General features: G+C 59.0%; 22 protein-coding genes. 9 read left to right on the top strand and 13 right to left on the bottom strand.

Annotated features, from left to right (window positions below):
• Positions 1-6: 6 nt before the first annotated feature.
• Positions 7-576, bottom strand: coding sequence for a glycerol-3-phosphate 1-O-acyltransferase PlsY (plsY, locus tag AC07ZE_RS27090; protein WP_207267427.1), 570 nt, complete (start codon positions 574-576; stop codon positions 7-9).
• Positions 577-651: 75 nt separating this feature from the next.
• On the opposite strand from plsY, the gene folB reads away from it, so the two are divergent.
• Both folB and folK read left to right on the top strand, forming a co-directional pair.
• The gene (gene folB, locus AC07ZE_RS27085) at positions 652-1,008 is read left to right on the top strand and encodes a dihydroneopterin aldolase (RefSeq protein WP_008051601.1); all 357 of its coding nucleotides are present in this window, start codon (positions 652-654) and stop codon (positions 1,006-1,008) included.
• Positions 999-1,517, top strand: a complete 519-nt coding sequence (gene folK, locus AC07ZE_RS27080) for a 2-amino-4-hydroxy-6-hydroxymethyldihydropteridine diphosphokinase (protein ID WP_207267425.1) — start codon at positions 999-1,001, stop codon at positions 1,515-1,517. The genes folB and folK overlap by 10 nt, the downstream gene beginning before the upstream one ends.
• 77 nt (positions 1,518-1,594) lie before the next feature.
• On the opposite strand, the gene AC07ZE_RS27075 is transcribed toward folK, so the two are convergent.
• The 11 genes from AC07ZE_RS27075 to AC07ZE_RS27025 form a co-directional block, all read right to left on the bottom strand.
• The gene (locus tag AC07ZE_RS27075) at positions 1,595-2,824 is read right to left on the bottom strand and encodes a multifunctional CCA addition/repair protein (RefSeq protein ID WP_207267424.1); all 1,230 of its coding nucleotides are present in this window, start codon (positions 2,822-2,824) and stop codon (positions 1,595-1,597) included.
• A gap of 63 nt (positions 2,825-2,887) precedes the next feature.
• On the bottom strand, positions 2,888-4,450 hold the full coding sequence (locus AC07ZE_RS27070; protein ID WP_095195854.1) for a SpoVR family protein: 1,563 nt from the start codon (positions 4,448-4,450) through the stop codon (positions 2,888-2,890).
• Positions 4,447-5,718, bottom strand: a complete 1,272-nt coding sequence (locus AC07ZE_RS27065) for a YeaH/YhbH family protein (protein ID WP_095195853.1) — start codon at positions 5,716-5,718, stop codon at positions 4,447-4,449. The genes AC07ZE_RS27070 and AC07ZE_RS27065 overlap by 4 nt, the downstream gene beginning before the upstream one ends.
• A 201-nt stretch (positions 5,719-5,919) precedes the next feature.
• Complete coding sequence (locus AC07ZE_RS27060) at positions 5,920-7,842, bottom strand: PrkA family serine protein kinase (RefSeq protein ID WP_095195852.1); 1,923 nt, start codon at positions 7,840-7,842, stop codon at positions 5,920-5,922.
• 297 nt (positions 7,843-8,139) lie between these two features.
• Positions 8,140-8,469, bottom strand: a complete 330-nt coding sequence (gene glpE, locus AC07ZE_RS27055; protein ID WP_207267421.1) for a thiosulfate sulfurtransferase GlpE — start codon at positions 8,467-8,469, stop codon at positions 8,140-8,142.
• 33 nt (positions 8,470-8,502) lie between these two features.
• Entirely contained in the window at positions 8,503-9,387 is an 885-nt protein-coding gene (locus AC07ZE_RS27050; RefSeq protein ID WP_207267415.1) for a symmetrical bis(5'-nucleosyl)-tetraphosphatase, read from the bottom strand.
• Positions 9,387-9,767: a Co2+/Mg2+ efflux facilitator ApaG/CorD gene (gene apaG / locus AC07ZE_RS27045; RefSeq protein ID WP_207267414.1), complete on the bottom strand. Its 381-nt coding sequence runs from the start codon at positions 9,765-9,767 to the stop codon at positions 9,387-9,389. Before apaG ends, AC07ZE_RS27050 begins: the two co-directional genes overlap by 1 nt.
• 123 nt (positions 9,768-9,890) lie before the next feature.
• Positions 9,891-10,709: a 16S rRNA (adenine(1518)-N(6)/adenine(1519)-N(6))-dimethyltransferase RsmA gene (gene rsmA / locus AC07ZE_RS27040; protein ID WP_207267411.1), complete on the bottom strand. Its 819-nt coding sequence runs from the start codon at positions 10,707-10,709 to the stop codon at positions 9,891-9,893.
• Positions 10,706-11,695 (bottom strand): 4-hydroxythreonine-4-phosphate dehydrogenase PdxA, encoded by a 990-nt coding sequence (gene pdxA / locus AC07ZE_RS27035; protein WP_207267409.1) that lies wholly within the window; start codon positions 11,693-11,695, stop codon positions 10,706-10,708. Before pdxA ends, rsmA begins: the two co-directional genes overlap by 4 nt.
• Positions 11,692-13,008: a peptidylprolyl isomerase SurA gene (surA, locus tag AC07ZE_RS27030; RefSeq protein WP_207267408.1), complete on the bottom strand. Its 1,317-nt coding sequence runs from the start codon at positions 13,006-13,008 to the stop codon at positions 11,692-11,694. The genes pdxA and surA overlap by 4 nt, the downstream gene beginning before the upstream one ends.
• Positions 12,989-15,787 (bottom strand): LPS-assembly protein LptD, encoded by a 2,799-nt coding sequence (locus AC07ZE_RS27025; protein ID WP_207267405.1) that lies wholly within the window; start codon positions 15,785-15,787, stop codon positions 12,989-12,991. Before AC07ZE_RS27025 ends, surA begins: the two co-directional genes overlap by 20 nt.
• A gap of 130 nt (positions 15,788-15,917) precedes the next feature.
• Between AC07ZE_RS27025 and AC07ZE_RS27020 the strand changes: the two genes are divergently transcribed.
• Genes AC07ZE_RS27020 through AC07ZE_RS27010 form a run of 3 tightly spaced genes read left to right on the top strand, consistent with a single transcriptional unit; the run spans position 15,918 to position 18,374 of the window.
• Positions 15,918-16,937, top strand: a complete 1,020-nt coding sequence (locus tag AC07ZE_RS27020) for an aminoglycoside phosphotransferase family protein (RefSeq protein WP_207267404.1) — start codon at positions 15,918-15,920, stop codon at positions 16,935-16,937.
• Complete coding sequence (murU, locus tag AC07ZE_RS27015) at positions 16,934-17,605, top strand: N-acetylmuramate alpha-1-phosphate uridylyltransferase MurU (protein WP_207267398.1); 672 nt, start codon at positions 16,934-16,936, stop codon at positions 17,603-17,605. Before AC07ZE_RS27020 ends, murU begins: the two co-directional genes overlap by 4 nt.
• A gap of 1 nt (position 17,606) precedes the next feature.
• On the top strand, positions 17,607-18,374 hold the full coding sequence (locus tag AC07ZE_RS27010; RefSeq protein ID WP_137805059.1) for a TerB family tellurite resistance protein: 768 nt from the start codon (positions 17,607-17,609) through the stop codon (positions 18,372-18,374).
• A gap of 124 nt (positions 18,375-18,498) precedes the next feature.
• Here the strand turns inward: AC07ZE_RS27010 and AC07ZE_RS27005 are convergent, their stop codons facing one another.
• A complete protein-coding gene (locus AC07ZE_RS27005; RefSeq protein ID WP_207267396.1) occupies positions 18,499-19,500 on the bottom strand; it encodes an alpha/beta hydrolase family protein in 1,002 nt (333 codons plus the stop codon).
• Between the two features lie 73 nt (positions 19,501-19,573).
• On the opposite strand from AC07ZE_RS27005, the gene AC07ZE_RS27000 reads away from it, so the two are divergent.
• The 4 genes from AC07ZE_RS27000 (at position 19,574) to AC07ZE_RS26985 (ending at position 25,169) form a co-directional block, all read left to right on the top strand.
• Positions 19,574-21,970 carry a PAS domain-containing sensor histidine kinase gene (locus AC07ZE_RS27000; RefSeq protein WP_207267395.1) on the top strand — a complete coding sequence of 799 codons (2,397 nt, stop codon included), beginning with the start codon at positions 19,574-19,576 and terminating at the stop codon, positions 21,968-21,970.
• A 45-nt stretch (positions 21,971-22,015) separates the two neighbouring features.
• Positions 22,016-22,669 (top strand): response regulator, encoded by a 654-nt coding sequence (locus AC07ZE_RS26995; protein ID WP_170948700.1) that lies wholly within the window; start codon positions 22,016-22,018, stop codon positions 22,667-22,669.
• A gap of 282 nt (positions 22,670-22,951) precedes the next feature.
• Positions 22,952-24,076: an ABC transporter ATP-binding protein gene (locus AC07ZE_RS26990; protein ID WP_095195839.1), complete on the top strand. Its 1,125-nt coding sequence runs from the start codon at positions 22,952-22,954 to the stop codon at positions 24,074-24,076.
• Positions 24,077-24,125: 49 nt separating this feature from the next.
• A complete protein-coding gene (locus AC07ZE_RS26985; RefSeq protein WP_095195838.1) occupies positions 24,126-25,169 on the top strand; it encodes an ABC transporter substrate-binding protein in 1,044 nt (347 codons plus the stop codon).
• The last annotated feature ends 24 nt before the right edge of the window (positions 25,170-25,193 follow it).

Raw genomic sequence — 25,193 nt, 5'->3', positions numbered from 1 at the left:
CGGCATCTAAAAATGCCGTTCGCGCCCGGCAAACAGGTCGCGTAGATTGCCGCGATGGCGCCAGACGATCAATGCCGTGAGCATACTCATGGGTAGCAGCGCAGCCGGTTCTTGCCAAGCCAGCAGCGGCAGGGTCAATGGCGTGGCGATGAGCGCGGCCAGCGAGCTGGTTCGGGTCAGGTAGAACGTCAGCAACCAGGCGCATACCGCCAGCAGCGCTGCGGGCGGATACAGGCCCAATAACATTCCGGCAGCGGTGGCGACACCTTTGCCTCCGCGAAAGCGAAAGTACAATGGGAACAGGTGTCCGATGACGGCGCAGACGCCGATCCAGGCCTGATCTTGTAGCGAAAGGCCTGCAACGCCGGCGATCAGCACAGGCAGCAGGCCTTTGCAGAGGTCGCCGAGCAAGGTCAGGATGGCAAGTTTCTTGCCCGCCAGACGCAACATGTTGGTGGCGCCGGCATTGCCCGAGCCACTCATTCGCGGATCGGGGTTACCGGTCAGGCGGCTGAGCAAAATGGCAAAGGACAGAGAGCCGAGCAGGTAGGCGAGGATCGCCAATAACCAAAACATGCTAACTATTCCGGGGCGAGGACGCCCTGATTCTAACGGCGCAATGCGCCCTTGTCGTGTAGCGGAGAAAAGTGCTTGGACAGAGTGTTTATCGAGGGCCTGGAAGTCGACACCGTGATCGGTGCCTACGACTGGGAGCGAGGCATCCGACAATGCTTGCGTCTTGATCTGAGTTTCGCTTGGGATAACCGTCCGGCGGCAGCCGGCGACGACCTGACCCTGGCACTCGATTACGCGAGCGTTTCGTCGCGTATCCAGGCCTTTGCCGAACAGGCACAGTTCCAGTTGGTCGAGACGTTCGCCGAGCGACTGGTTGAAGTACTGATGAGCGAGTTCAAGATCACCTGGATGCGCCTCAAGCTGACCAAGCCGGGTGCTGTTCCTGCCGCTACCGGCGGCGTGGGCGTGGAGATCGAGCGCGGATGTCGCTGACTCAGGTGTATCTCGGACTCGGTAGCAATATCGAGCGCGAATCCCATTTGCGGGCCGGTCTGGACGCCTTGGCGGGTTTTCTCGTGGATATCCATTGTTCGCCGGTCTTCGAAAGCCAGGCGGTAGGGATCAAGAGCGGACCGTTTTTCAATTTCGTGGTGTCGGCCTTCACCGATTTGCCATTGATGGAACTGGATCGCCGGCTGAAATTCATCGAAGCCGACAATGGTCGCTATGCGCCAGACCGCAAGGGTTTGCCGCTGGACATCGATGTGTTGTTGTTCGGTGATCTGGTGGGCAGCTTTGATGGCTTGATTCTGCCGCGAGCCGAAATTCTGAAAAATGCCTTCGTGTTGTGGCCGCTGTCGCTGATCGCGCCGGATCGGGTGCATCCAGGTGTGGGCAAAAGCTTTGCGACACTGTGGAGTGAAGCGCAGATTGATCAGGTGTTGGCGCCGGTGGCGTTTGAGTGGCGTGGTCAGCAACTGACGCCTTCGAATTTGTTGTGACCTGACTGAGGTCTTCGCGAGCAGGCTCCCACAGATTTACGCTAACCCTGTGGGAGCGAGCCTGCTCGCGAAGTCTTTCAAATCGACGCCGCTTCCTTGTAAGCCTTCAACGCTCTGAGTCTTTCACGCTTGATCGCCTCGCCCAGCTCCGGACCTTTGAGTCCCTTCTCCAGCAATGGCTGAACCGCAACGCTACGAGCCGCCGTCGCCGCTCCGCGCAGGTAATCCGCCTGTGGATAACTTCTGTGTTCCAGGCCTTTGCGTCCACGGGCGTCCATCTCGCACGCCGCAATGAACTCCTCGAACCGTTGGGGGCGACGGTAAACGTCGAAGCTTTGCAACAATTCCAGCAGAGTCGATGGCTTCAGTTCCAGGGCTCGGTGGCCGTGGGTGTGATATTCGCCCACCAGCAGCGCCAGTTCCTGGCAATCCCTGGGTACCTTGAAGCGCTCATTGACCGCTTTGATCAGCTTGAGACCCTTGAACTCGTGGGCAATGTGCCGTGGCCACTCTTCCTCCGGCGTCAGTCCTTTGCCCAGGTCATGCAGCAGGCAAGCCCAGCGCACCGTCAGCGGCTGATTGTGCTTTGCAGCCTGCTCCAGGACGCTGAGAGTGTGTGCGCCGGTGTCGATTTCCGGATGGTGAGTCTCGGGTTGAGGAACCCCAAACAACGCGTCGATTTCCGGCATCAACACCTTGAGCGCCCCGCACGCGCGCAACACTTCGATGAAAACCTGTGGCTGGCTTTCCATCAGTGCGCGGGAAATTTCTTTCCAGCTGCGTTCCGCCGTCAGGGCTTCAAGCTCGCCTGATTCGCTGAGTTGGCGCATCAGGTCCAGTGTTTCCGGGGCGACAGTGAAGCCCAGTTCGGCATAACGCGCCGCAAAGCGGGCAACGCGCAGAACCCTGAGCGGATCTTCGGCGAATGCAGGGGAAACATGACGAAGTATGCGCGCTTCAAGGTCGCGCTGGCCGTGATAAGGGTCGGTCAGGTTCTGATGATCGTCCTCGGCCATGGCGTTGATCGTCAGGTCGCGGCGGATCAGGTCTTCTTCAAGCGTCACTTCGGGGCTGGCGTGAAAAGTGAAGCCGCCATACCCGCGTCCGCTTTTGCGTTCAGTCCGGGCAAGGGCGTATTCCTCACCGGTCTTTGGGTGAAGAAACACCGGGAAGTCTGCGCCAACCGGGCGAAAGCCCCGGGAGAGCATTTCTTCAGTGGTGGCGCCGACCACGACCCGGTCAATGTCAGTGACTGGAATGCCCAGCAGGCGATCACGTACCGCACCGCCAACTTTATAGATCCGCATAAAATACCTCCGTTAGCTCGACAGGATAACCGTTGCGTCGGGCTTTCGGAGGCACAAGCAGGCTCAAAGATGGATGACGGCCAAGTCCAGCCGCCCGTAATCACCTTCGCTGTGTTCGCTCCTGGGGGGGACATGGTGGGTTTTCATCACCTGATCCCCTTGCAGGGTCTCCAGATGAATGTCGAAGCCCCACAGGCGGTGCAGGTGTTTGAGTACTTCCTCGGTGGAATCCCCCAGCGGTTTGCGGTCGTGTTGCTGATGGCGCAGAGTCAGGGAGCGGTCGCCACGGCGGTCGATGCTGTAGATCTGTATGTTGGGTTCGCGATTGCCCAGGTTGTACTGGGCGGCCAGGGTTTCACGGATGATCCGGTAGCCGCCCTCGTCATGAATCGCCGGAACCAGTAGATCATCCTTTTGGTCGTCGTCGAGAATGCTGAACAACTTCAGGTCGCGGATCACTTTAGGTGACAGGTACTGCAGGATGAAGCTCTCATCCTTGAAGCTGCTCATGGCGAACTTGATGGTCGACAGCCAGTCGGTACCGGCAATTTCCGGGAACCAGCGACGATCTTCTTCCGTAGGTTCTTCGCACATGCGACGTATGTCGCGGTACATGGCAAACCCCAAAGTGTAAGGGTTGATTCCACTGTAATAGGGGCTGTCGAACCCAGGCTGAAAGACAACGCTGGTATGGGAGGTCAGAAACTCCATCATGAAGCCATCGGTGACGAGGCCTTCGTCATACAGGTCGTTCATCAGCGTGTAATGCCAGAACGTTGCCCAGCCTTCGTTCATGACCTGGGTCTGGCGCTGTGGATAAAAATACTGGGCGATCTTGCGCACGATCCGCACGATTTCCCTCTGCCACGGCTCCAGCAGCGGCGCGTGTTTTTCGATGAAATAGAGGATGTTTTCCTGCGGTTCGGCGGGGAAGCGCGCATTGTCCTTGTCGCTGTACTTGTCCGCGCCTTTTGGAATGGTCCGCCACAAATCGTTGATCTGTTTCTGCAGGTGTTCTTCCCGGTCCTTCTGCCGGCGACGTTCCTCTTCGGCGGAAATCGGATAAGGCCGTTTGTAACGGTCGACCCCGTAGTTCATCAGGGCGTGGCATGAATCGAGAAGGTCCTCGACCGCGTCGATGCCATGGCGCTCTTCACATTGCATGATGTACTGCTTGGCGAACACCAGGTAATCGATGATCGAGCTGGCATCGGTCCAGGTTCGGAACAGGTAATTGCCCTTGAAAAAGCTGTTGTGCCCATAGCAGGCATGCGCCACGACCAGCGCCTGCATGCAGATGGTGTTTTCCTCCATCAGATAGGCGATGCACGGGTCTGAGTTGATGACGATCTCGTAGGCCAGCCCCATCTGGCCGCGGGTGTAGGATTTCTCCGTGCTGAGGAAGTGTTTGCCATAGGACCAATGGTGATAACCCAGCGGCATGCCGACGGAGGCGTAAGCGTCCATCATCTGTTCAGCGGTGATCACTTCAATCTGGTTGGGGTAAGTGTCGAGCGCATAGCGGGCCGCGAGACGACTGATTTCGCGGTCGTAGGCCTGGATCAGCTCGAAAGTCCATTCGGAGCCGGTGGAAATGGGTTGGCGCTTCTGCTCTTTGGCGGTCATGTCACTAACCTGCGCTGGAAGAGTTCACGGAAGACCGGGTAGATATCTCCGGCCGAGACCAGTTGTTGCTGGGCAAAAGTGTCAGAAAAGGCTTCGGCGATGCGCTCGTACTCGAACCACAGGGCCTGATGTTCGCGTGGGGTTATCTCAACGTAAGTGTAGTACTGCACAAACGGCATGATCTGGTTGATCAGAATGTCGCGGCAAATCGGCGAGTCATCGTTCCAGTTATCGCCGTCGGAGGCCTGGGCGGCGTAGATGTTCCATTCGTTGGCTGGATAGCGCTCGGCCATGATCTCCTGCATCAGCTTCAAGGCGCTGGACACGATGGTTCCGCCGGTTTCGCGGGAATAGAAGAATTCTTCCTCGTCTACTTCGCGGGCGCTGGTGTGGTGGCGGATGAACACAACGTCGATCTTGTCGTAGTTACGCTTGAGAAACAGGTACAACAGGATGAAAAAGCGCTTGGCGATATCCTTGGTTGCCTGGGTCATGGAGCCGGATACGTCCATCAGGCAGAACATCACCGCCTTCGAACTGGGGTTGGGCTGCTTGATGAGCAGGTTGTATTTGAGATCGAAGGTATCAAGAAACGGTACACGATGAATGCGCGCGCTGAGTTTTTCGATTTCCGCTTCGAGTTCCTGGATATCGCCGAAATTGTCCGGTTCTTCCTGCTTCAATCGCAGAAGTTCTTCCTTGGCGTCCCGCAGTTTAGCCCGACTGCTGCCTGACAGGGCGATCCGCCGTGCATGGGCTGAACGCAGGGTGCGGATGATATTGATCCGCGACGGGTTGCCCTCGTTGCTGATCCCCGCGCGTACAGTCTTGAAGGTATCGGTGCCGGTCAGGTTGCGCTTGACCAGGTTTGGCAGCTCAAGATCTTCGAACATGAATTCGAGGAATTCTTCCTGAGTGATCTGGAAGACGAATTCATCCATCCCTTCGCCCGAATTACCGGCCTTGCCAGGCCCACGGCCACCGCCGCCTCCCGGTGGGCGGGCTATGTGTTCGCCGCTGGTGAACTCCTTGTTGCCGGGGTGCACCACGGTTTGCTTGCCTCCGCGGCCATGGTGAAGCACCGGCTCGTCGATGTCGCGGCCGGGAATGCTGATTTGCTCGCCGTGTTCCATATCGGTTATGGAACGCCGGCTGACCGCCTCTTCGACAGCCTTTTTGATGTGATCACGGTAACGCCGCAGAAACCGCTGACGGTTTACCGTGCTCTTGTTCTTGCCATTGAGACGTCGGTCGATCACATAGCTCATGACTGCTCCTTAGAAGCTGTCCTGAAAGGGGCAAGCCATCAAGCAGCACGCCGAGTGCCAAGGGATGTACACGCTCCCCCAAGCGCCGTGGTTACTGCCTGAACCTCGCTACCGACTTTCGAACACCTTCCTGAGGCCTGTGTAGCAGAAAAAGTGCAAACAGGCCTCGGGCTGACGACAACCGGTCTTGCCGGTGGCGGGTTACTGCGATTTTCTGACCCGCAGATACCACTCGGACAGCAGTCGTACCTGTTTGTCGGTGTAGCCCCGCTCGACCATCCGTGTGACGAAGTCGTTGTGTTTTTGCTGGTCTTCTTTGCTGGCCTTGGCATTGAAGCTGATGACCGGCAGCAGGTCCTCGGTGTTGGAGAACATTTTCTTCTCGATAACCACCCGCAGTTTTTCGTAGCTGAGCCAGGTCGGGTTCTTGCCGTTGTTGTTGGCGCGGGCACGCAATACGAAGTTGACGATTTCGTTGCGGAAGTCCTTCGGATTGCTGATGCCGGCCGGTTTTTCGATTTTTTCCAGTTCCTCGTTCAGTGCCACACGGTTGAGGATTTCGCCGGTTTCCGGGTCGCGATATTCCTGGTCCTGGATCCAGAAGTCCGCATACAGCACATAGCGGTCGAAGATGTTCTGGCCATACTCGCTGTAAGACTCGAGGTAGGCAGTCTGGATTTCCTTGCCGATGAATTCGATATAACGCGGCGCCAGGTACTCCTTGAGGAAGCGCAAGTAGCGCTCGCGGGTTTCAGCCTGGAATTGTTCCTGTTCGATCTGCTGTTCCAGCACGTAGAGCAAGTGCACCGGGTTAGCGGCGATTTCGTGCGGATCGAAGTTGAAGACCTTCGACAGGATCTTGAACGCGAAGCGTGTCGACAGGCCGTTCATGCCTTCGTCGACCCCGGCATTGTCGCGGTATTCCTGGATCGACTTGGCCTTCGGATCGGTGTCCTTGAGATTTTCGCCGTCGTACACGCGCATCTTGGAATAGATATTGGAGTTTTCCGGTTCCTTCAGGCGAGAAAGCACGGTGAACTGAGCGAGCATCTTCAAGGTGTCGGGTGCGCAATGGGCTTTTGCCAGCGAACTGTTGAACAGCAGTTTGTCGTAGATCTTCACTTCGTCGCTGACCCGCAGGCAGTAAGGCACCTTGACGATGTAGATCCGGTCGATGAACGCTTCGTTGTTCTTGTTGTTACGGAAGGTATGCCATTCCGATTCGTTGGAGTGGGCCAGCAGGATCCCGGTAAACGGAATCGCACCCAGGCCTTCGGTACTGTTGTAGTTGCCTTCCTGGGTGGCGGTCAGCAATGGGTGCAGCACCTTGATCGGCGCCTTGAACATTTCGACGAATTCCATCAGGCCCTGGTTGGCCCGGCACAGTGCACCCGAGTAGCTGTAGGCGTCGGCGTCGTTCTGCGGGAATTCTTCCAGTTTGCGGATATCGACCTTGCCCACCAGTGCCGAGATGTCCTGGTTGTTTTCATCTCCCGGCTCGGTTTTGGCCACGGCGATCTGGTTGAGGATCGACGGATACAGTTTGACCACGCGGAACTGACTGATGTCGCCACCGAATTCAGCCAGACGCTTGGTTGCCCAGGGCGACATGATGGTATTGAGGTAACGCCTTGGAATGCCGAAGTCTTCCTCGAGGATTGCGCCATCTTCAGTGGCGTTGAACAGCCCCAGAGGCGATTCGAAAACCGGCGATCCCTTGATCGCATAGAAGGGCACTTTTTCCATCAGTTGCTTGAGCTTTTCGGCCAGGGACGATTTACCACCACCGACGGGGCCAAGCAGATAGAGGATCTGTTTCTTCTCTTCCAGACCCTGGGCGGCGTGGCGGAAATACGACACGATCTGGTCGATGCATTCTTCCATCCCGTGGAAGTCTTCAAAGGCCGGATAACGGCGGATCACCTTGTTGGAAAAGATTCGCGACAGCCTCGAGTTGGTCGAGGTGTCGAGTAGCTCCGGTTCACCGATGGCCAGGAGCAGACGCTCTGCGGCGGAAACGTAGGCGCTACGGTCCTGTTTGCACAGTTCCAGATACTCTTGCAGCGTGAGTTCTTCCTGGCGTGTGGACTCGAAACGTTGTTGGAAGTGGCTAAAGATACTCATGACGTCACCTCGCTCGATACGTGGAGCCGACGCCGGATCACTCAGTCGATGCTGGCAGCAACCGAACAGGCAGTTGCTGTTTACCCCCCAGAACTCTCTCGGAGCTGACGACTCCGAAAGCTACTCCCGATGATCCGCGCGCCGGTGTACCGGCTCTCCCCTGTTTTGGATGGCCTGCGCTTAAGGATAGTTGGGAATTTGGCAGGTAAAGGCGAGATACGTAATTAGTTGTGGCAGACCGTTCGTCTGCCACCGCGCTAGCCCGCGCATGCCGGGGGCTTGCGCGTTACAAAAAAATTATTCGGAAGAGCTTTTCGCCGTTTCCGAAGGAAAAGTCGTACGCCACAGCTCAAAACCGCCATCCATGCTGTAGACGTCGGAGAAGCCTTGGCTGATCAGGTAAGCGGCAGCGCTCTGGCTGGAGTTACCGTGGTAGCAGACCACAACGGTCGGTGCGTCCAGGTCGGCAGCGCGGATGAAATCCGAGATCGAATGATTGTCCAGATGCTTCGAGCCACTGATGTGCAGGGCGGCATAGGTGGCAGGATCACGGATATCGACCACTACCGCGCCTTGTTCGCGCAGGGCATGGGCCTGTTCAGGGGGGATACGTTTGAATTCGCTCATGGCGGGCTCCTGTGGCTCGGCTGAAAGCGCAGTCTAGCGCGGGGCGCTGGCTGACGATGGTTCGGAGTTGAGTAGAGGGGCTGGAGGTTTGGTGGCATGGCCATGCTCGTCGCATTTGCAGGACAGGCGCTCGCCGTTGTCGACATTCATCAGGGTCAAGGCACCCCCCCAGACGCAGCCGGTATCGAGGGCCGAAATACCTGGTTCAAGGACTTTGCCTTCCAGTGCGGCCCAGTGGCCAAAGATGATTTTCAGGTCCTTGGTCTTGCGTTCCTTATGCAGGAACCAGGGCTTGTATCCCGGCGGCGCGCTGTCGAGACCTTCCTTGCTCTTGAGGTCAAGCTTGCCTTCGGCCGTACAGAAACGCATCCGGGTGAAATAGTTGGTGATCACCCGCAGTCGCGTCACGCCTTTAAGGTCATTGTCCCACTTTGCCGGATCGTTGCCGTACATGCCGTCAAGGTAGGGCGCAAACAGGTTGTCGTCGCGCAGGGCGGTCTCAACCTCGGCGGCGCACTTCAGGGCTTTTCGCAGTGACCACTGCGGCGGGATCCCGGCATGCACCAGCGCGACATTGCGCTGCTCATCGTAATGCATGAGCTTTTGCTGGCGCAGCCATTCCAATAACTCCGCGCGATCCGGTGCTTCGATGATTTCGCGCAGGGTGTCGGCTTTCTTCAGGCGTTCGATGTTCTTCCCGGCGGCCAATAGGTGCAGGTCGTGGTTGCCGAGTACGCAAACCAGCGATTCGCGGATGCTATAGAGGAAGCGCAAGGTATCGAGCGATTGCGGACCGCGGTTGACCAGATCGCCGACCAGCCACAGGCGATCTTTTGCGGGATCGAACGCCACTCGTTTGAGCAGGCATTGCAGGGCCTCCAGGCAGCCCTGCAGATCGCCGACGGCATACGTCGCCATCAGTGCAAGGCTCCCGGTACCGCGAGACGGAATGGCGCAATGATGGCGTCGAATTGCTGGCCGTCGTCGGCAATCATTTGATAGCTGCCTTGCATGGTGCCCACCTTGGTGGTCATGACCGTGCCGCTGCTGTAGGTGTGGCTCTTGCCTGCCTCGATCAGCGGTTGCTGGCCAACCACGCCCGCACCGCGAACCTCTTCGACATGTCCGTCGCCATCGGTGATCACCCAGTGCCGTGACAACAGTTTGGCCGGTATCAGGCCATTGTTTTGTACGGTGATGGTGTAGGCGAAGGCAAAGCGGTCGTGTTCGGGTTGCGATTGTTCTGCCAGATAGCGGGTGACGACGCTGACGTCGACCTGATAACGAGGATCGGACATGCAAGAGGCCTTAAAAACGAAGCGGGACGCGGGGCGTAGCTGATGAAGTTCAGTCTAGGCCAAGTATCGGGTAGTAAACCAGACATGGGCGCTGGTGTCCTACCCGATAACGCTTGGATTCTCTCAGGCGTCAGCAGGCTTGTGCAGGGGGTGTTCGCTGAGTTTGTCTGCCAGGCGCACAAAGGCGGCCAGATCGAGTTGCTCGGGACGCAAACTGCCGTCGACGCCGGCGGCTTCGATTTCGGCGTTGCTCAGCAGCAGCTTGAGGGTATTGCGCAAGGTCTTGCGGCGCTGGTTGAAGGCTTCGCGTACGACGCGCTCCAGCAGGCGGTGGTCCTTGGCCGGGTGCGGCAACACGGCGTGAGGCACCAGGCGCACGATGGCCGAATCGACTTTCGGCGGAGGGTTGAACGCGCCCGGGCCGACGTTGAACAGATGCTCAACCCGGCAATGGTACTGGACCATGATCGACAATCGGCCCCAGTCACCGCCGCCAGGCCCTGCCGCCAGACGCTCGACCACTTCCTTTTGCAGCATGAAGTGCATGTCGCGAATCAGGTGGGCGTTGTGCAGCAGGTGAAAAATCAGCGGTGTAGAGATGTTGTACGGCAGGTTGCCGACCACGCGCAGGCTGTTCGGCGCGGCGTTCAGGCTATTGAAGTCGAACTTCAGCGCATCACCCTGATGCAGGTTGAAGTTGTCCCTGCCGGCAAATTGCTGATTGAGGATCGGGACCAGGTCCTTGTCGAGCTCCACTACGTCGAGCTGGGCGCCGCTATTGAGCAGGCCTTTAGTTAACGCACCCTGGCCCGGGCCGATCTCCAGCATCCGGTCGTCGGGTTTGGCATGGATGGAGCGCAGGATGCGATCGATAACGCCGGCATCGTGCAGAAAGTTCTGGCCGAAGCGCTTGCGCGCACGGTGTTGGTATTGCTCAGTCATAAACGGGTCTCGGCCATCTGGTAGGCGGTTTCCAGGGCGACTTTCAGGCTGCCGGTGTCGATTTTGCCGCTGCCGGCCAGATCGAGAGCGGTGCCGTGGTCGACCGAAGTGCGGATGATCGGCAAGCCAAGGGTCACGTTGACTGCTGCGCCGAAGCCTTTGTACTTCAGCACGGGCAGGCCCTGGTCGTGGTACATCGCCAGCACTGCATCGCAGTGCTCCAGATATTTGGGGGTAAACAGAGTGTCAGCGGGCAGGGGACCACGCAGGTCCATGCCTTCGCCGCGCAGGCGCTCTAATGTGGGTTCGATGATATCGATTTCTTCATGGCCCAGGTGTCCGCCTTCGCCGGCATGGGGGTTGAGTCCGCACACCAGGATGCGTGGCTGGGCGATGCCGAATTTTTCCTGCAGGTCGGTGTGCAGGATTCGCGTGACCCGCTCCAGGCGCTCTGGCGTAATCGCATCGGCAATTTCGCGCAGGGGCAAGTGGGTGGTAACCAGTGCTACGCGCAATCCATGAGTGGCCAGCATCATCACGACTTGCGCGGTATGGGTCAGGTCGGCGAGAAATTCCGTGTGCCCGGAGAAGGCGATACCGGATTCATTGATCACACCCTTATGCACCGGGGCAGTGATCATCCCGGCAAAGTCTCCGTCCAGGCAGCCTTGGCCGGCGCGAGTCAGGGTTTCCAGAACGAAAGCAGCATTGGCTTTGTCCAGTTGCCCGGCGACTACGGTGGCGTTCAGCGGTGTATCCCAGACATACAGGCTGTTGGCGGGTGCGGGTACGTCCGGCCAGTTGTCCGGTGTAACCGGCAGCAAGTCGACCGCCACACCCAGCTGCACAGCCCGCTCAAGGAGCAGGTCGCAGCTGGTAATGGCGATCAGGGGATGTGGCTGGGCTTGCGAGGCGAGCAGCAGGCACAGGTCGGGACCTATGCCGGCCGGTTCGCCGGGTGTCAGCGCGAAACGTTGGGGTTTCACTGCGCTGCCTGGTCGGCGCCAGGGAGTTTGATTTCTACGTACGCTTCGTCACGGATCTGACGCAGCCAGGTTTGCAGCTCTTCGTCGTATTTGCGGTTGCGCAGTACGGTCATCGCTTGTTGCTCGCGAGCCTGGTTGGTGCTGTCGGTGGCGCGACGGCCAAGGACTTCCAGAACGTGCCAGCCATATTGCGTCTGGAACGGTTTGGACAGCTGACCTTGCGGGGTATTGGCCATCACTTCGCGGAACTCCGGAACCAATGCGTTCGGATCGATCCAGTTCAGGTCGCCGCCGTTGAGGGCAGAACCGGGATCTTCCGAGAAGCTTTTCGCCAGCTCACCGAAGTCTTCGCCCGCTTCGATACGGGTGTAGAGCGATTCAGCCAGCGCCTTGGTCTTTGCTTCGTCGCGGATCGGGCTCGGCTTGACCAGGATATGCCGTACATGCACTTCGTCACGTACCTGGGCTTGACCACCACGCTTGTCGGTGAGCTTCAGGATGATGAAACCACCTGGCGTACGCATTGGCTGGGTGATATCACCGATGGCCATGGTGCTCAGCAGGCGATCGAACGGCGGTGGCAGCTGAGCGGCTTTACGCCAGCCCATGTCACCACCTTCCAGTGCCGTTTCGCTGGCGGACCTGGCGATGGCCAACTGACCGAAGTCGGCGCCTTGCTTGAGCTGCTGGTAAACCGCGTCAGCCTGTTTGGCGGCATTCTGAATGGCGTCGGAGTTGGCGCTTTCCGGCGTAGGAATCAGGATGTTGGCCAGGCGGAACTCTTCGGACAGTTGCATCTTGCCAAGGTCGGACGCCAGGAAGTTTTTCACCTCCTGCTCGGACACCTGGATGCGCTCGGCCACTCGGCGCTGGCGCACACGGCTGATAACCATCTCGCGACGGATCTGGTCACGTGCGTCGTCATAAGACAGGCCGTCACGAGTCAGGGCCTGGCGGAACTGATCGACCGTCATGTTGTTGCGCTGGGCGATGGTGCCGACAGCCTGGTTCAGTTCTTCATCGGTAATGCGGATGCCGGAGCGTTCGCCGATCTGCAGTTGCAGGTTCTCGACGATCAGGCGTTCAAGCACCTGTTGCTCCAGTACGCTGGCCGGCGGCACGGCAGTACCGCGCTTGGCGATGGTTTGCTGAACTTCATGAACGCGCTGGTCCAGTTGGCTCTGCATGACCACGTCGTTGTCGACGATGGCCACCACTTTATCGATGGACTGTACCGCGGCGTTGGCCGCGGTACCCAGGAACAGCGCGCCCAGCAACAGCGGGCGCAGACAATCAGAAAGCTTGGTCTTCACGTTCACGATAACCTTGGATGCCTTTGTCGAGGAAGCTCTCTACCTTGGCGCCGGTGAGGCCGCCGAGTCCCTTCAGAACAATTTGGAGGAAGACGCCATGGTCGCCTTTTTCGTTTTGCGGTGCTTCCTGACTGAATTCGTCATAGGAAACCCAGTAACGGTTGATCAGGCGCAGTTTCCAGCAGCAGCTGTCGTACTCGAAACCACCGAAGGCTTCCAGCGTACGGTTGCGGTTGTAGTCGTACTGCCAACGGCTGATGGCGTTCCATTGCGGCACGATCGGCCAGATTACCGAGAAGTCGTGCTGTTGGATCTTGTAGTAATCCTTCACGTAGCCAGGCTGGCCGGGAACGCCGTAGTCACCGCCGCCCACTTGCCATTGACCGGTGTTCTGGTCGTAGCGGATCTGGTCATTACGATAGCGATAGCCGGCGTTGATGACCTTGTTCGGATTGTCTTCAGGCTGGTAGTGGAACATCGCGCTGCCCGAGCGAGGGCTGCGGCTGTCCGGGTCCCAGTTGTAATCGGCGGTCGCGCGCCAATCGCGGTTCCAGCGGTATTCGTATTCCAGCGCATAAGGGGATACGTCGGAGTGCGCGTCTTCGCGGGTCTTGGCATCGATACCCGGCAGTTGGACTTCGCGATCCTTGAAGTACAAAGCCTGGCCGACGCTGATGCGTTGACGCTCGAAACCGTTGTCTTCGATCCAGCGGCTGGTCACGCCCAGCGACAGTTTGTTCTCGTCGCCGACACGGTCGGAGCCGGAGAAGCGGTTATCGCGGAACAGCGACGCATAGTTGAAGGTGTATTCGCTGGTGTCGAACACCGGAATGTCTTCCTGATCCTTCTCGGGCACATAGAGATAGAACAGGCGTGGCTCAAGGGTCTGGCGATAGTTCTTGCCAAACCATTGGGTGTTGCGGTCGAAATACAGGCCGCTGTCGATGCTGGCGATCGGCACGCCACGGCTCTGGCTGCTGCCAAAGTCGCCATTGAGCTTTCTCTGTTCAGGAGTCATCGCGTCAATCTGAGCTTTGCCAATGCTGTCCAGGTCCAGGTCATACTGCGTGTACTGGTACTTGAGTTTTGGCTTCAGGAAGCCATAAGTCCACTCCAGCGGCAGGGCGACGGCCGGTGCAAGGTTGAGGCGATCACCGTTGGCGCGCGCCAGGCCTTGAACGTTGGTATCCAGGCGCGGCTCGACGTTACCGTCTTCATCGGTAAAGCTGCCGTTTCTCAGGTCGCGGTCGAATCGTACGATTTCAGTGTTGTACGTGAAGTCCAGGCCGCTTGGATGATATGGCAGGGCACCATCGAAAGTGATCTGCGGCAAGCGGTCATACGGTGTGATGTTCGACACGGTCGCCAGTTGATAAGCCTGGGCGTTGATGCGAGCGGTGTAGCTGTCGCCGCGATAGCTGACAGAACCTTGCTGGTTCACGTAGTCGGAGCTTGTCACACCGATCTGGTCGGTCTGCAGGTCCTGGAAGTAGTAAGGATCGCTGATCTTGGTGTAGTCGACTTGCGTGAAGACGCGCGAATCGAGGCCGCCCTTGTGTTGCCAGTTGTACATGTAGCGCGTTTTGTCGTAGTCGCTCTGCAGTTCGCGCTCGTTGTCTTCGTCGTTGAGGTAAGCGGCGCCGAACTGACCCTCGGTGGATTTGGTCAGGTAGCGGAATTCGCCTTCCATCAACAGGCCGCGCTTGCTCATGTAGCGCGGATACAACGTGGCATCGTAGTTCGGTGCCAGGTTGAAGTAGTACGGCGTGACGAGCAGGAAGCCAGTATCGCTGCCGCTGCCGATGGTCGGCGGCAGGAAACCGGACTGACGGCGGTCGTCGATCGGGAAGTAAATGTACGGCGTGTACAGGACCGGGAAATCCTTGACCCGCAGGGTCACGTTGGTCGCGGTACCGAAGCCGGTGGCCGGGTTCAGGGTGATGTTATTACCCTTGAGCTGCCAGGCGTTGCTGTTCGGTTCGCATGTGGTGTACGTACCGTCCTTGAGGCGGATGATCGCGTTCTCGGCGCGTTTGGCGTACAGCGCGTTACCGCGGATACGGGATTTGTGCATCACGTATTCAGCGTTATCGACCTTGGCTTCACCGGTGTCGAGCTGCACGTCGGCATGGTCGCCGACGATCAGCGCACCGTTGTCACGGATGCGCACGTTGCCGGCCAGTTCGCCACGGCTCTCGGCCTGGTAAAGGTTGGCTTCGTCGGCTTCGACCTGCATGCTGCCCTGGCGCATGACCACGTCACCGGCCAGGGTAGCGACTTGCTCATCCTGCTTATAGCGAGAGGCTTTTGCGCCGATAAAGGTGGGCGCGTCACTTTTGCTCGTCTTGTCATTCATGCCAGGACGAATCGGTTCGATATAGGAACCGGAGCAGTAGGGACCGGTTTCGGCCAGCTGTGCTGCAGTGAGTTGTTCGCGGGGAACCCAGTCGAGGTGGCTGTAGTCTTCGCTACGGGACTTCAGACCGCGACCCTTGGACTCGGTAACCAGCACGGGCTTGGCGCCAGTGGCTTCACTGGAACCATCCTGTGCCGCAGCCTCGCCGGTAGCGCTGACTGCGCTACCGTCATGGACGGGACGCGGAGGCAAGGCTGCCGCCGGTTTTTTAGGCGCACAGTCCCAGGCACCCGAAGCAGAGACTGAGCAGTCATACTGTTCCGCGGCGACCACGAAGGAAGTGGCGAGTGGTTGCAAGGCCAGCAGACTGCCGGTTACCAACAACGGAAATTTTTTACGAAACGCGGGGGATTTCAATGCCATCTTATTAGTCCGGGCTTCCTGCGTGCCATCTGCCCGCGGTGTGGGCCGCACGCCTCTCGATGGTCTGAAAAAGATGCTGGATAATAAAGCATGACCCGCTTGACGGCTAGCGCCGTCGGAGACCCTTGCAATGCCTGACCAAGATGTACGTTTGCAACACCTGAAAGTTTGGCTCGATGAACAATTGGCGATCCTTTTTGCAGAACAGGGTTGGGGTGCCATACCCCCGGCCACATTGACTGCGGCCAGTAGCGACGCGAGTTTTCGGCGCTATTTTCGGTGGGAGGGCGCAGATAAAAGTTTCATCGTCATGGATGCACCGCCCCCGCAGGAAAACTGCAAACCTTTCGTGGATATCGCTTTTTTACTGGCGAAATCCGGAATAAATGTGCCGAAAATTTATGCCGAAGATCTCGAGCGTGGTTTTCTTTTGCTCAATGACCTGGGCAACAAGACGTATCTGGACGTGATCGACAGCGAAAACGCCGATGATTTGTTCAACGATGCCCTGCAAGCGCTATTGGCTTTTCAGCAGTTGCCGATGGTTGCACCGCTGCCGAGCTATGACGTGGCACTGCTGCGCCGGGAACTGGAACTGTTTCCCGAGTGGTATGTGAAGCGTGAGCTGGGCATCGAGTTTGATGCGGCGCAGCAAGTGCTCTGGCAACAGGTCAGCGATCTGCTGATCGACAGTGCCCTGGCCCAACCGAAGGTCCTGGTACACCGCGACTACATGCCGCGCAACCTGATGCTCAGCCAGCCGAATCCCGGTGTGCTGGATTTCCAGGATGCGGTGTATGGCCCGGTGACCTACGACGTGACCTGCCTGTTCAAGGATGCATTCCTCAGCTGGCCAGAAGAACGCGTACGCGGCTGGCTGGAAAGTTATTGGCAGCAGGCCGCGGCGCTGGATATTCCGGTGCAGCCGGATTTCGAAGACTTTCTGCGCGCCAGTGACCTGATGGGCGTGCAGCGTCACCTGAAAGTGATCGGCATTTTCGCCCGCATCTGCCATCGCGATGGCAAGCCGCGCTATCTGAGCGATGTGCCACGCTTCTTTGCTTACATAGAAGCCGTGATCGCACGCCGTCCTGAACTGGCGGAACTGGATGTGTTACTGGCCAGCCTGCGGGCCGGGGTGAAGGCATGAAGGCGATGATTCTGGCGGCGGGCAAAGGCGAGCGCATGCGCCCGCTGACGCTGACCACGCCAAAACCGCTGGTACGTGCCGGCGGGGTCCCGCTGATCGAATACCACCTGCGCGCGCTGGCCGATGCCGGGTTTACCGAGATCGTGATCAACCATGCCTGGCTCGGTCAGCAGATCGAGGACTATCTGGGTGATGGTTCGCGCTATGGCGTAAGCATCCGGTATTCGCCGGAAGGGGAGCCACTGGAAACCGGCGGCGGGATTTTCCGTGCGTTGCCGTTGCTGGGCGATGAGGCTTTTGTCGTGGTCAATGGCGACATCTGGACCGATTACGATTTCAGTGTGCTGCATCAGCCGATTGTCGGCCTTGCTCATCTGGTGCTGGCCAGCAACCCGGCCCATCACCCGACCGGGGATTTCCAGTTGATCGACGGCCAGGTCACTGACGGTGCCCCCGGCGCCGCCAACCTGACGTACAGCGGCATCGCCGTGCTGCATCCTCAGCTGTTCGAAGGGTGCTCTGCCGGGGCTTTCAAGCTGGCACCGTTGCTGCGCACTGCAATGGCGAACGGACAGGTGTCCGGTGAGCGCTTGAACGGGCAGTGGGTCGACGTCGGCACTCACGAGCGCCTGGCTGAAGCGCAAGCCCTGATCGAAGCGAGACGCTGACATGTTGTGGCCAGGGACTCTGATCGGAGCCGGAGCGGGTTTTGCCATTGCCAGCATTCCGGGGGCCATGCTCGGTGCCTTGTTGGGACAGGCGCTGGATCGACGCCTGCACTTGCAAAGCTGGGCGCATCTGCGTGAAAAACTCGGTGGTCGCCCTGTACTGCGCAACGATGAATTGCTGTTCGTCTTGCTGGGGCGTTTGGCCAAGTGCGACGGGCGAGTGGTTGATGGTCATATCCAGCAGGCGCGTCAGGAAATGCGCGCGTTGGAGATGAACGAGCCGGCTCAGCGTCGGGCGATTGCCGCGTTCAATCGCGGCAAGTCGGGCAACGACCGGTTACGCGGCTACTTGCGTCGCCTGAGTGCCCAGCCCCATGCGGCCGAAGGGGTGTTGCGTGCCTGTTGGCGGATGGTTTGGGCCGATGGCCGGGCAGGCACCAGTGAGCGAGAACTGATCGCTCAGTGGGGCAAATGGCTGGGCTGGACGCCGCATCAGGTGCAGGCGTTGGCGACGGACTATGAGCCGCATAAGCGTCCACAGGTCAGCAATGCCGTGACTTATCAGGACGCACTGCGCCTGTTGGGTGTGTCCGCAACCAGTGAGCCGTCGCAGATCAAGCGCGCCTATCGGCGTCTGCTCAGTCGTCATCATCCGGACAAAATTGCCGGCAGTGGGGCGACGGCGTCCCAGGTGCGGGAGGCAACCGAGAAGACCCGGGAATTGCATAGTGCCTATACGTTGATTCGTCAGCGGCGGGACTTTCGTTAGCAGGATAGATTTGTGTCATCTGTGATATCGCTTTCGCGAGCAAGCCCGCTCCCACATTTGATCTCCAGTGTCAGAAGATCGAATGTGGGAGCGAGCCTGCTCGCGAATGGGGCGACCCGGTCTATCAGTCCGCCGTACCCTGCGGATTCAGCCAACCCCGCACCCGGCGAACCAACTGCTCCTGCTGTGCCTTGTCGTCACCCGGCAACGCCTTGAGCGATACCTGGCTGAATGCCGAGGTTTTCAAGCGTTTACTGGCTTGCAAGCGGGCCAGCGCCGCGTTGCGATCCAGCGGTTTGTCCATATAGAAAATGTCTGCGGTTGGCAGCTTGAGGCTTGGCGCGAGTTCGTCCAATTCCGGTTTTGCCTGAGTGGGTGTCTGTGCGGCAACCATGAGGAACCGCTCGACTTGCGGCGGCTGCCTTTCGCTCAGGTAGCGCGCGGCCCAATATGCGCCGGTGCCATGCCCCAGTACGACGATGCTGCGAGCGCTTTGCTGTTCGGCGAACGCGATGGCTGAGTCGAGACGGGCAAAGATCCGCTCAGCGTCTGCTTTCGACTGTTCTTCGCTGGTTTCGGCGACGGGCTTGTCGACCACGTCTGCTTCGCCGCCGGCGGCCTGTTCAATGGGGGCGGCGGTGGTTGAGTCCTTGCTGCCGACATCCGGCGTTTTGGGCACAGGCGGCAATTCGACAACGCGTGGTGCTATGGCATCGCTTTGCAAGTCCGGCAAGGTGATACTCAGGCTGCTCCATTCGGCGTTCGGCAAATTGCGCCGCAACGGACCGATTGCTTGCGGCCAGTCAGCGGTTTCGCCAGCGCCCGGGATGATAATGACCGCGCCTTTGGGCTCGGCGGTGTTGGCCGGCTTCCACAAGGCCAGGAAGCTGTCGCTGCCCGCCTGCAGTTGTTGCTGTTGCTGGGCCGGGATTTTTCGCTCAAGTGCTGCTGCTTCTTCCTGACTACGCTCAGGCAGCGGCTGACGTTCCACCGGTTTTTCTTCGGCGGCCTTTTCTGTGGCTTCAGCCGGGGCAGGTGCCGGGTCGGCAGCCTCAACGGAAAAAGCCCATGGCAGAATCAGCGACAGGCACAATGCTGGCAGTGCCAGGCGGTAGACAGGGGGCATCGGATATTCCAGGCCAGAAGTGATTCCGGCAGCCTAATGGGTTGGTCAGTATTTGTCAGTGTGTGAGAGTTCGATGATGCGTTTTCGCTGCCTGTGGGTTATCGGCTGTTTGTGGTTTCCCTTGATGGGCTGGGCGGCGGCCGCGCCCCCGGCGCATGTTGCCGTCTTGTCGCCCGAACAACAGCAGTGGCTGGCGCAGCAAAGCGAGCTGCGAGTGGGGCTGGTATTGCAAGCGCCCTACGCGCAATACGATCGCCGCCTGCAGCGGTTATCAGGGGCCAACGTCGAGCTGATGAAATGGCTGGCCAGGGCGCTTAAGGTCGAGCTGAGCTGGCGCAACTTTCCCGACGTTGAACAATTGGAAGCGGCGGCGCGCGCAGGTGAAATCGACATCGCGCCCGGGCTGACCCAGACCCCCGGCGGATTGCGTCTGTGGCAGTTCTCCGATCCGTATATGCGGGTGCCGCAACTGGTGGTCAGCGACCAGAAAAGCACCGGGACGGTGGAGTTGGAAAAACTCGACAGCCAGACCCGTGTCGCCGTGCGCATGCCCAGTGTCACCGCCGATTACCTGCGCGGCAACTATCCACACCTGAATCTCCAGGGCGTTCCGATGGAGCGTCAGGCGTTGCAACTCTTGTTGAGTCAGCAAGCCGGTTACGCGGTGGTCGATGAGGCGCAGCTGGGGCGACTCTCTATCGAGCCGGAGTTCGCCGGATTGGTGGTAGTGGGCGACATCGGCTTGCCGCAATTGCTGAGGGTGGCTACCCGGCGCGACAAACCGGAGCTGGCGGGTATCGTCGAAAGCGCGTTGCGAGCTATTCCGGCCAAGGATCTGGAAACCCTTCACAACCAGTGGCTGCAACCCAAGTACCCAAAACTCACTGAATCTCCAGGATTCTGGCAAAACCTCTGCCTGCTGCTGTTGGTACTGGCGCTTTGCAGCATGGCCATCGTGCTCTGGCAGCGCCGCCAACAGCACAGTCTGGAGCAGCGACTGGCGGCGGCGCAGGAAGACATTGCCTTGCGTGCCGCCAGCGAGGAGGCGTTACGACTCACGCAGTTTTCCATCGACCAGAGTACCGTCGGCATCCTTTGGGTCAACTGGGACAGTCACGTGCGCTATGCCAATCGTGCCGCCGAAACCATGCTGGGGTATCCACCGGGCGGGATCATCGACCGGCCTTTGATCGACTTCGAGCCTGGCCTGCACATGGATCGCTGGTTGAACCTGTGGAAACGCGCCCGGGCCAGCGACGAGTCGCCCCAAAGCTTCGAAACCAATTGCTTGCGAGCCGATGGCAGTATCCTGCCGACGGACGTCTCGCTGAGCTTCCTGCGTTTTCGCGATGGCGAGTATCTGGTGGTCTACCTCACCGACGTCACTGAACGCCGTCGCGCCCTGGCCGCTTTGCAGGAAAGCGAGGCTCGGCTGCAAGGAATCGCGGCGAATGTTCCCGGACTGGTCTTTCGCCTGGAGCGGGCGCCGGTGACAGGCCAGATCGACTTTGCCTACATCAGTGAGGGCAGTGAAAGTCTGGTGGGTTATTCGCCGGCCACCTTGGCCCACCGTGACAAAGGCCTGCGCAGCGTGGTGCATCCGGACGACAAGGCCAGTTATCACCAGACTCAGGATCATGCGCTGGACACTGACAGCGACTGGTCGTGGCAAGGGCGAATTCTCACGCGCCAAGGGGAGCAACGCTGGGCGGAAATCAAGGCGATTACCCGGCAGCTTGAGGACGGTGCCTACGTCTGGGACGGAATTGTCTGGGACATCAGCGAAAGCAAACGCATCGAACTGGAATTGGCCAGCTCCCGGGAGCAACTGCGGGAGTTGTCCGCACACCTGGAAAGCGTGCGCGAAGAGGAAAAGGCCCGCATTGCCCGGGAAGTTCACGACGAACTGGGGCAGATGCTGACCGTGCTCAAGCTGGAAACGTCCATGTGCGAACTGGCTTACGCGCAACTCGATCCCGGGTTGCACGAACGCTTGAACAGCATGAAGCGCTTGATCGCCCAGCTGTTCCAGTTGGTGCGTGATGTGGCGACGGCGTTACGTCCGCCGATTCTCGATGCCGGCATTGCATCGGCCATCGAGTGGCAGGCCCGCCGCTTCGAAGCGCGTACGCAGATTCCGTGCCTGGTGCAGGTGCCGGACAATTTGCCGGTACTCAGCGATGCCAAGGCGATTGGCCTGTTTCGAATCCTTCAGGAAGCGCTGACCAATGTCATGCGTCACGCCCAGGCGCATACTGTGGAACTGACGCTGGCCCTTGAAGACGACGAGCTGTGTCTGACGGTTAGCGATGATGGCGTAGGATTTGTCGCAACCGCTGGTAGGCAGACATCCTTCGGGGTCGTCGGCATGCGCGAGCGGGTGTTGATCATGGGCGGTGAGCTGTCACTTGAGAGTGAGCCCGGTGAGGGCACGACACTGATCGTGCGAGTGCCGTTGGATGAGGCCTGAAACAATGTGTTGTCTGGTCTGACGCCTTCGCGAGCCTGCTCGCGAATGATCTTGAATCTGGAGAAGAACGTGATCCGTGTACTGGTAGCCGAAGACCACACCATCGTGCGTGAAGGCATCAAGCAATTGATCGGCCTGGCCAAGGATTTGCTTGTGGTGGGGGAGGCGAGCAATGGTGAGCAGTTGCTTGAGACCTTGCGGCATGTGCCCTGCGAAGTGGTGTTGCTCGATATTTCCATGCCCGGGGTGAACGGCCTGGAGGCAATTCCGCGGATCCGCGCGTTGAACAACCCGCCGGTGATCCTGGTGTTGTCGATGCACGACGAGGCGCAGATGGCGGCCCGGGCCTTGAAGGTCGGCGCTGCCGGCTACGCGACCAAGGACAGCGATCCGGCCCTGCTGTTGACTGCCATCCGCAGAGTTGCGGCGGGCGGGCGTTATATCGACCCGGACCTGGCGGACCGCATGGTTTTCGAAGTCGGCCTGACCGATTCACGGCCATTGCATTCTTTGCTCTCGGAACGTGAGTTTTCCGTGTTTGAACGCCTGGCCCAGGGCGCCAATGTCAACGACATCGCCCAGCAATTGGCCTTGAGCAGCAAGACCATCAGCACCCACAAGGCGCGGTTGATGCAGAAGCTCAACATCACCTCATTGGCTGAACTGGTGAAGTACGCGATGGAGCACAAGCTTCTCTGAAAGATCATCGATCATTGTGGGAGCGAGCAGGGCTCCCCGCATCGTTGGCGATAACAGACTTATCCAATAACGACAGTTCTTTCCGACCGCTTTTGCTCATTCCTGCAGCTTTCGGCTATCCGTTTGCCGCTGCATTTACCAAATCCCGCCATCCTTGTAGGGCAATCCCTACCCCCAACCTTCCATCCGGCTGAGGCGATTCTCTCCTGCGTCCCGATTTGCGCGGTCCCCGGCGTCCACTAGGCTTAGTCCACAGCAGTTATCAACAACAAAGGTGTGGGTATGAGCCAGGTCGATTCAAGCGCAGGGGCCAATGATGTTCTGGTCAGCTTTCGTGGAGTGCAGAAGAGCTACGACGGCGAGAACCTGATCGTCAAAGACCTCAACCTGGACATTCGCAAAGGCGAATTCCTTACCTTGCTCGGGCCGTCCGGCTCCGGCAAGACCACCAGCCTGATGATGCTCGCCGGTTTCGAAACCCCGACTGCGGGCGAAATCCTGCTGGCCGGGCGCTCTATCAACAACGTGCCGCCGCACAAGCGTGACATCGGCATGGTGTTCCAGAACTACGCATTGTTCCCGCACATGACCGTGGCCGAGAACCTGGCGTTCCCGCTGACCGTGCGCGGCTTGAACAAGAGTGACGTCAGCGACAAGGTCAAGCGGGTATTGAGCATGGTGCAGCTTGACGCCTTTGCTCAGCGTTATCCGGCGCAGCTGTCCGGCGGTCAGCAACAGCGTGTCGCCCTGGCTCGCGCATTGGTGTTCGAACCGCAACTGGTGCTGATGGACGAACCCCTCGGCGCACTCGACAAGCAATTGCGTGAACACATGCAGATGGAAATCAAACACCTGCACCAGCGTCTGGGCGTGACCGTGGTCTACGTGACCCACGACCAGGGCGAAGCCCTGACCATGTCCGATCGGGTAGCGGTCTTCCATCAAGGCGAAATTCAGCAAATCGCGCCGCCGCGCACCCTGTATGAAGAGCCGAAAAACACCTTTGTCGCCAACTTCATCGGTGAAAACAACCGTCTCAATGGCCGTCTGCACAGTCAGACCGGCGATCGCTGCGTGGTGGAGCTGGGGCGTGGTGAAAAAGTTGAAGCGCTGGCCGTGAATGTCGGCAAGACCGGTGAACCGGTGACCTTGTCCATTCGCCCGGAGCGCGTGAGCCTCAATGGTTCCAGCGAGTCTTGCATCAACCGCTTCTCGGGACGGGTGGCGGAATTCATCTATCTGGGCGACCACGTCCGGGTTCGCCTGGAAGTCTGTGGCAAGACCGACTTCTTCGTGAAGCAACCGATTGCCGAGCTCGATCCCGGGCTGGCGGTGGGTGATGTGGTACCGCTTGGCTGGCAGGTCGAGCACGTTCGTGCGCTCGACCCACTTCTAGAGGCGCATTGATCGCCCCCTGCTTCAACAACACCAACCCTGCACGTGGAGAGAACAATAAATGTTGAGATCCCTGAAATTCACCGCTCTGGCACTGGGCATGATGGGGGCAGCGAGCGCTATGGCCGCTGGCCCGGACCTGACCGTGGTGTCCTTTGGCGGGGCGAACAAGGCCGCGCAGGTCAAGGCCTTCTATGCACCGTGGGAAGCGGCAGGTAACGGCAAAATCGTGGCAGGCGAGTACAACGGTGAGATGGCCAAGGTCAAAGCCATGGTCGACACCAAGAGCGTGTCCTGGGATCTGGTGGAGGTTGAATCGCCAGAACTGTCCCGCGGTTGCGACGAAGACATGTTCGAGCAACTCGATCCTGCGCTGTTCGGCAAAACCGAAGACTACGTCAAAGGCGCTATTCAGCCATGCGGCGTGGGCTTCTTCGTGTGGTCGACCGTGCTGGCCTACAACGCCGACAAGCTGAAAACCGCACCGACCAGCTGGGCGGATTTCTGGGATACCAAGCAATTCCCGGGTAAGCGCGGCCTGCGTAAAGGCGCCAAGTACACCCTGGAATTCGCACTGATGGCTGACGGCGTTGCGCCTAAAGACGTCTACAAAGTGCTGGCCGGCAAGGACGGTCAGGACCGCGCGTTCAAGAAACTGGATGAACTCAAGCCAAGCATTCAATGGTGGGAAGCCGGCGCACAACCGCCGCAATACCTCGCTTCCGGTGACGTGGTCATGAGTTCGGCCTACAACGGTCGAATCGCTGCCGTACAGAAAGAAAGCAACCTGAAAGTGGTATGGAACGGCGGTATCTACGACTTCGACGCATGGGCCATCCCGAAAGGTCTGGATAAAGCGCGCGCTGAAGCAGCGAAGAAGTTCATCGCGTTCTCGGTGCAGCCTCAGCAGCAGAAGACCTATTCGGAAAACATCGCCTACGGTCCGGCCAACACCCAAGCCGTACCGTTGCTGGCCAAGGATGTCCTCAAAGACATGCCGACCACCCCGGAAAACATCGCCAACCAGGTGCAGATCGACGTCAGCTTCTGGGCTGATAACGGTGAGCAACTGGAACAGCGCTTCAATTCCTGGGCTGCCAAGTAACCAGAGGGCTCGCCCTCCTGTGGG

The organism is Pseudomonas sp. GW101-3H06 (assembly GCF_059424605.1).
This window is presented reverse-complemented; position numbering and strand designations above follow the sequence as displayed.

Coding starts and splice junctions, on each gene's coding strand:
- AC07ZE_RS27070 (WP_095195854.1), bottom strand. CDS start 4,450: ATGACCGCCAAAGAGCAGAAGCGCCAACCCATTTCCACCGGCTCCGAA.
- AC07ZE_RS26985 (WP_095195838.1), top strand. CDS start 24,126: ATGTTGAGATCCCTGAAATTCACCGCTCTGGCACTGGGCATGATGGGG.
- murU (WP_207267398.1), top strand. CDS start 16,934: ATGAAGGCGATGATTCTGGCGGCGGGCAAAGGCGAGCGCATGCGCCCG.
- AC07ZE_RS26990 (WP_095195839.1), top strand. CDS start 22,952: ATGAGCCAGGTCGATTCAAGCGCAGGGGCCAATGATGTTCTGGTCAGC.
- AC07ZE_RS27050 (WP_207267415.1), bottom strand. CDS start 9,387: ATGGCGACGTATGCCGTCGGCGATCTGCAGGGCTGCCTGGAGGCCCTG.
- AC07ZE_RS27065 (WP_095195853.1), bottom strand. CDS start 5,718: ATGAGCTATGTGATCGACCGACGTCTCAATGGCAAGAACAAGAGCACG.
- AC07ZE_RS27075 (WP_207267424.1), bottom strand. CDS start 2,824: ATGCGGATCTATAAAGTTGGCGGTGCGGTACGTGATCGCCTGCTGGGC.
- AC07ZE_RS26995 (WP_170948700.1), top strand. CDS start 22,016: ATGATCTTGAATCTGGAGAAGAACGTGATCCGTGTACTGGTAGCCGAA.
- AC07ZE_RS27060 (WP_095195852.1), bottom strand. CDS start 7,842: ATGAGTATCTTTAGCCACTTCCAACAACGTTTCGAGTCCACACGCCAG.
- apaG (WP_207267414.1), bottom strand. CDS start 9,767: ATGTCCGATCCTCGTTATCAGGTCGACGTCAGCGTCGTCACCCGCTAT.
- AC07ZE_RS27025 (WP_207267405.1), bottom strand. CDS start 15,787: ATGGCATTGAAATCCCCCGCGTTTCGTAAAAAATTTCCGTTGTTGGTA.
- plsY (WP_207267427.1), bottom strand. CDS start 576: ATGTTTTGGTTATTGGCGATCCTCGCCTACCTGCTCGGCTCTCTGTCC.
- AC07ZE_RS27010 (WP_137805059.1), top strand. CDS start 17,607: ATGTTGTGGCCAGGGACTCTGATCGGAGCCGGAGCGGGTTTTGCCATT.
- AC07ZE_RS27005 (WP_207267396.1), bottom strand. CDS start 19,500: ATGCCCCCTGTCTACCGCCTGGCACTGCCAGCATTGTGCCTGTCGCTG.
- folK (WP_207267425.1), top strand. CDS start 999: ATGTCGCTGACTCAGGTGTATCTCGGACTCGGTAGCAATATCGAGCGC.
- AC07ZE_RS27020 (WP_207267404.1), top strand. CDS start 15,918: ATGCCTGACCAAGATGTACGTTTGCAACACCTGAAAGTTTGGCTCGAT.
- AC07ZE_RS27000 (WP_207267395.1), top strand. CDS start 19,574: ATGATGCGTTTTCGCTGCCTGTGGGTTATCGGCTGTTTGTGGTTTCCC.
- glpE (WP_207267421.1), bottom strand. CDS start 8,469: ATGAGCGAATTCAAACGTATCCCCCCTGAACAGGCCCATGCCCTGCGC.
- rsmA (WP_207267411.1), bottom strand. CDS start 10,709: ATGACTGAGCAATACCAACACCGTGCGCGCAAGCGCTTCGGCCAGAAC.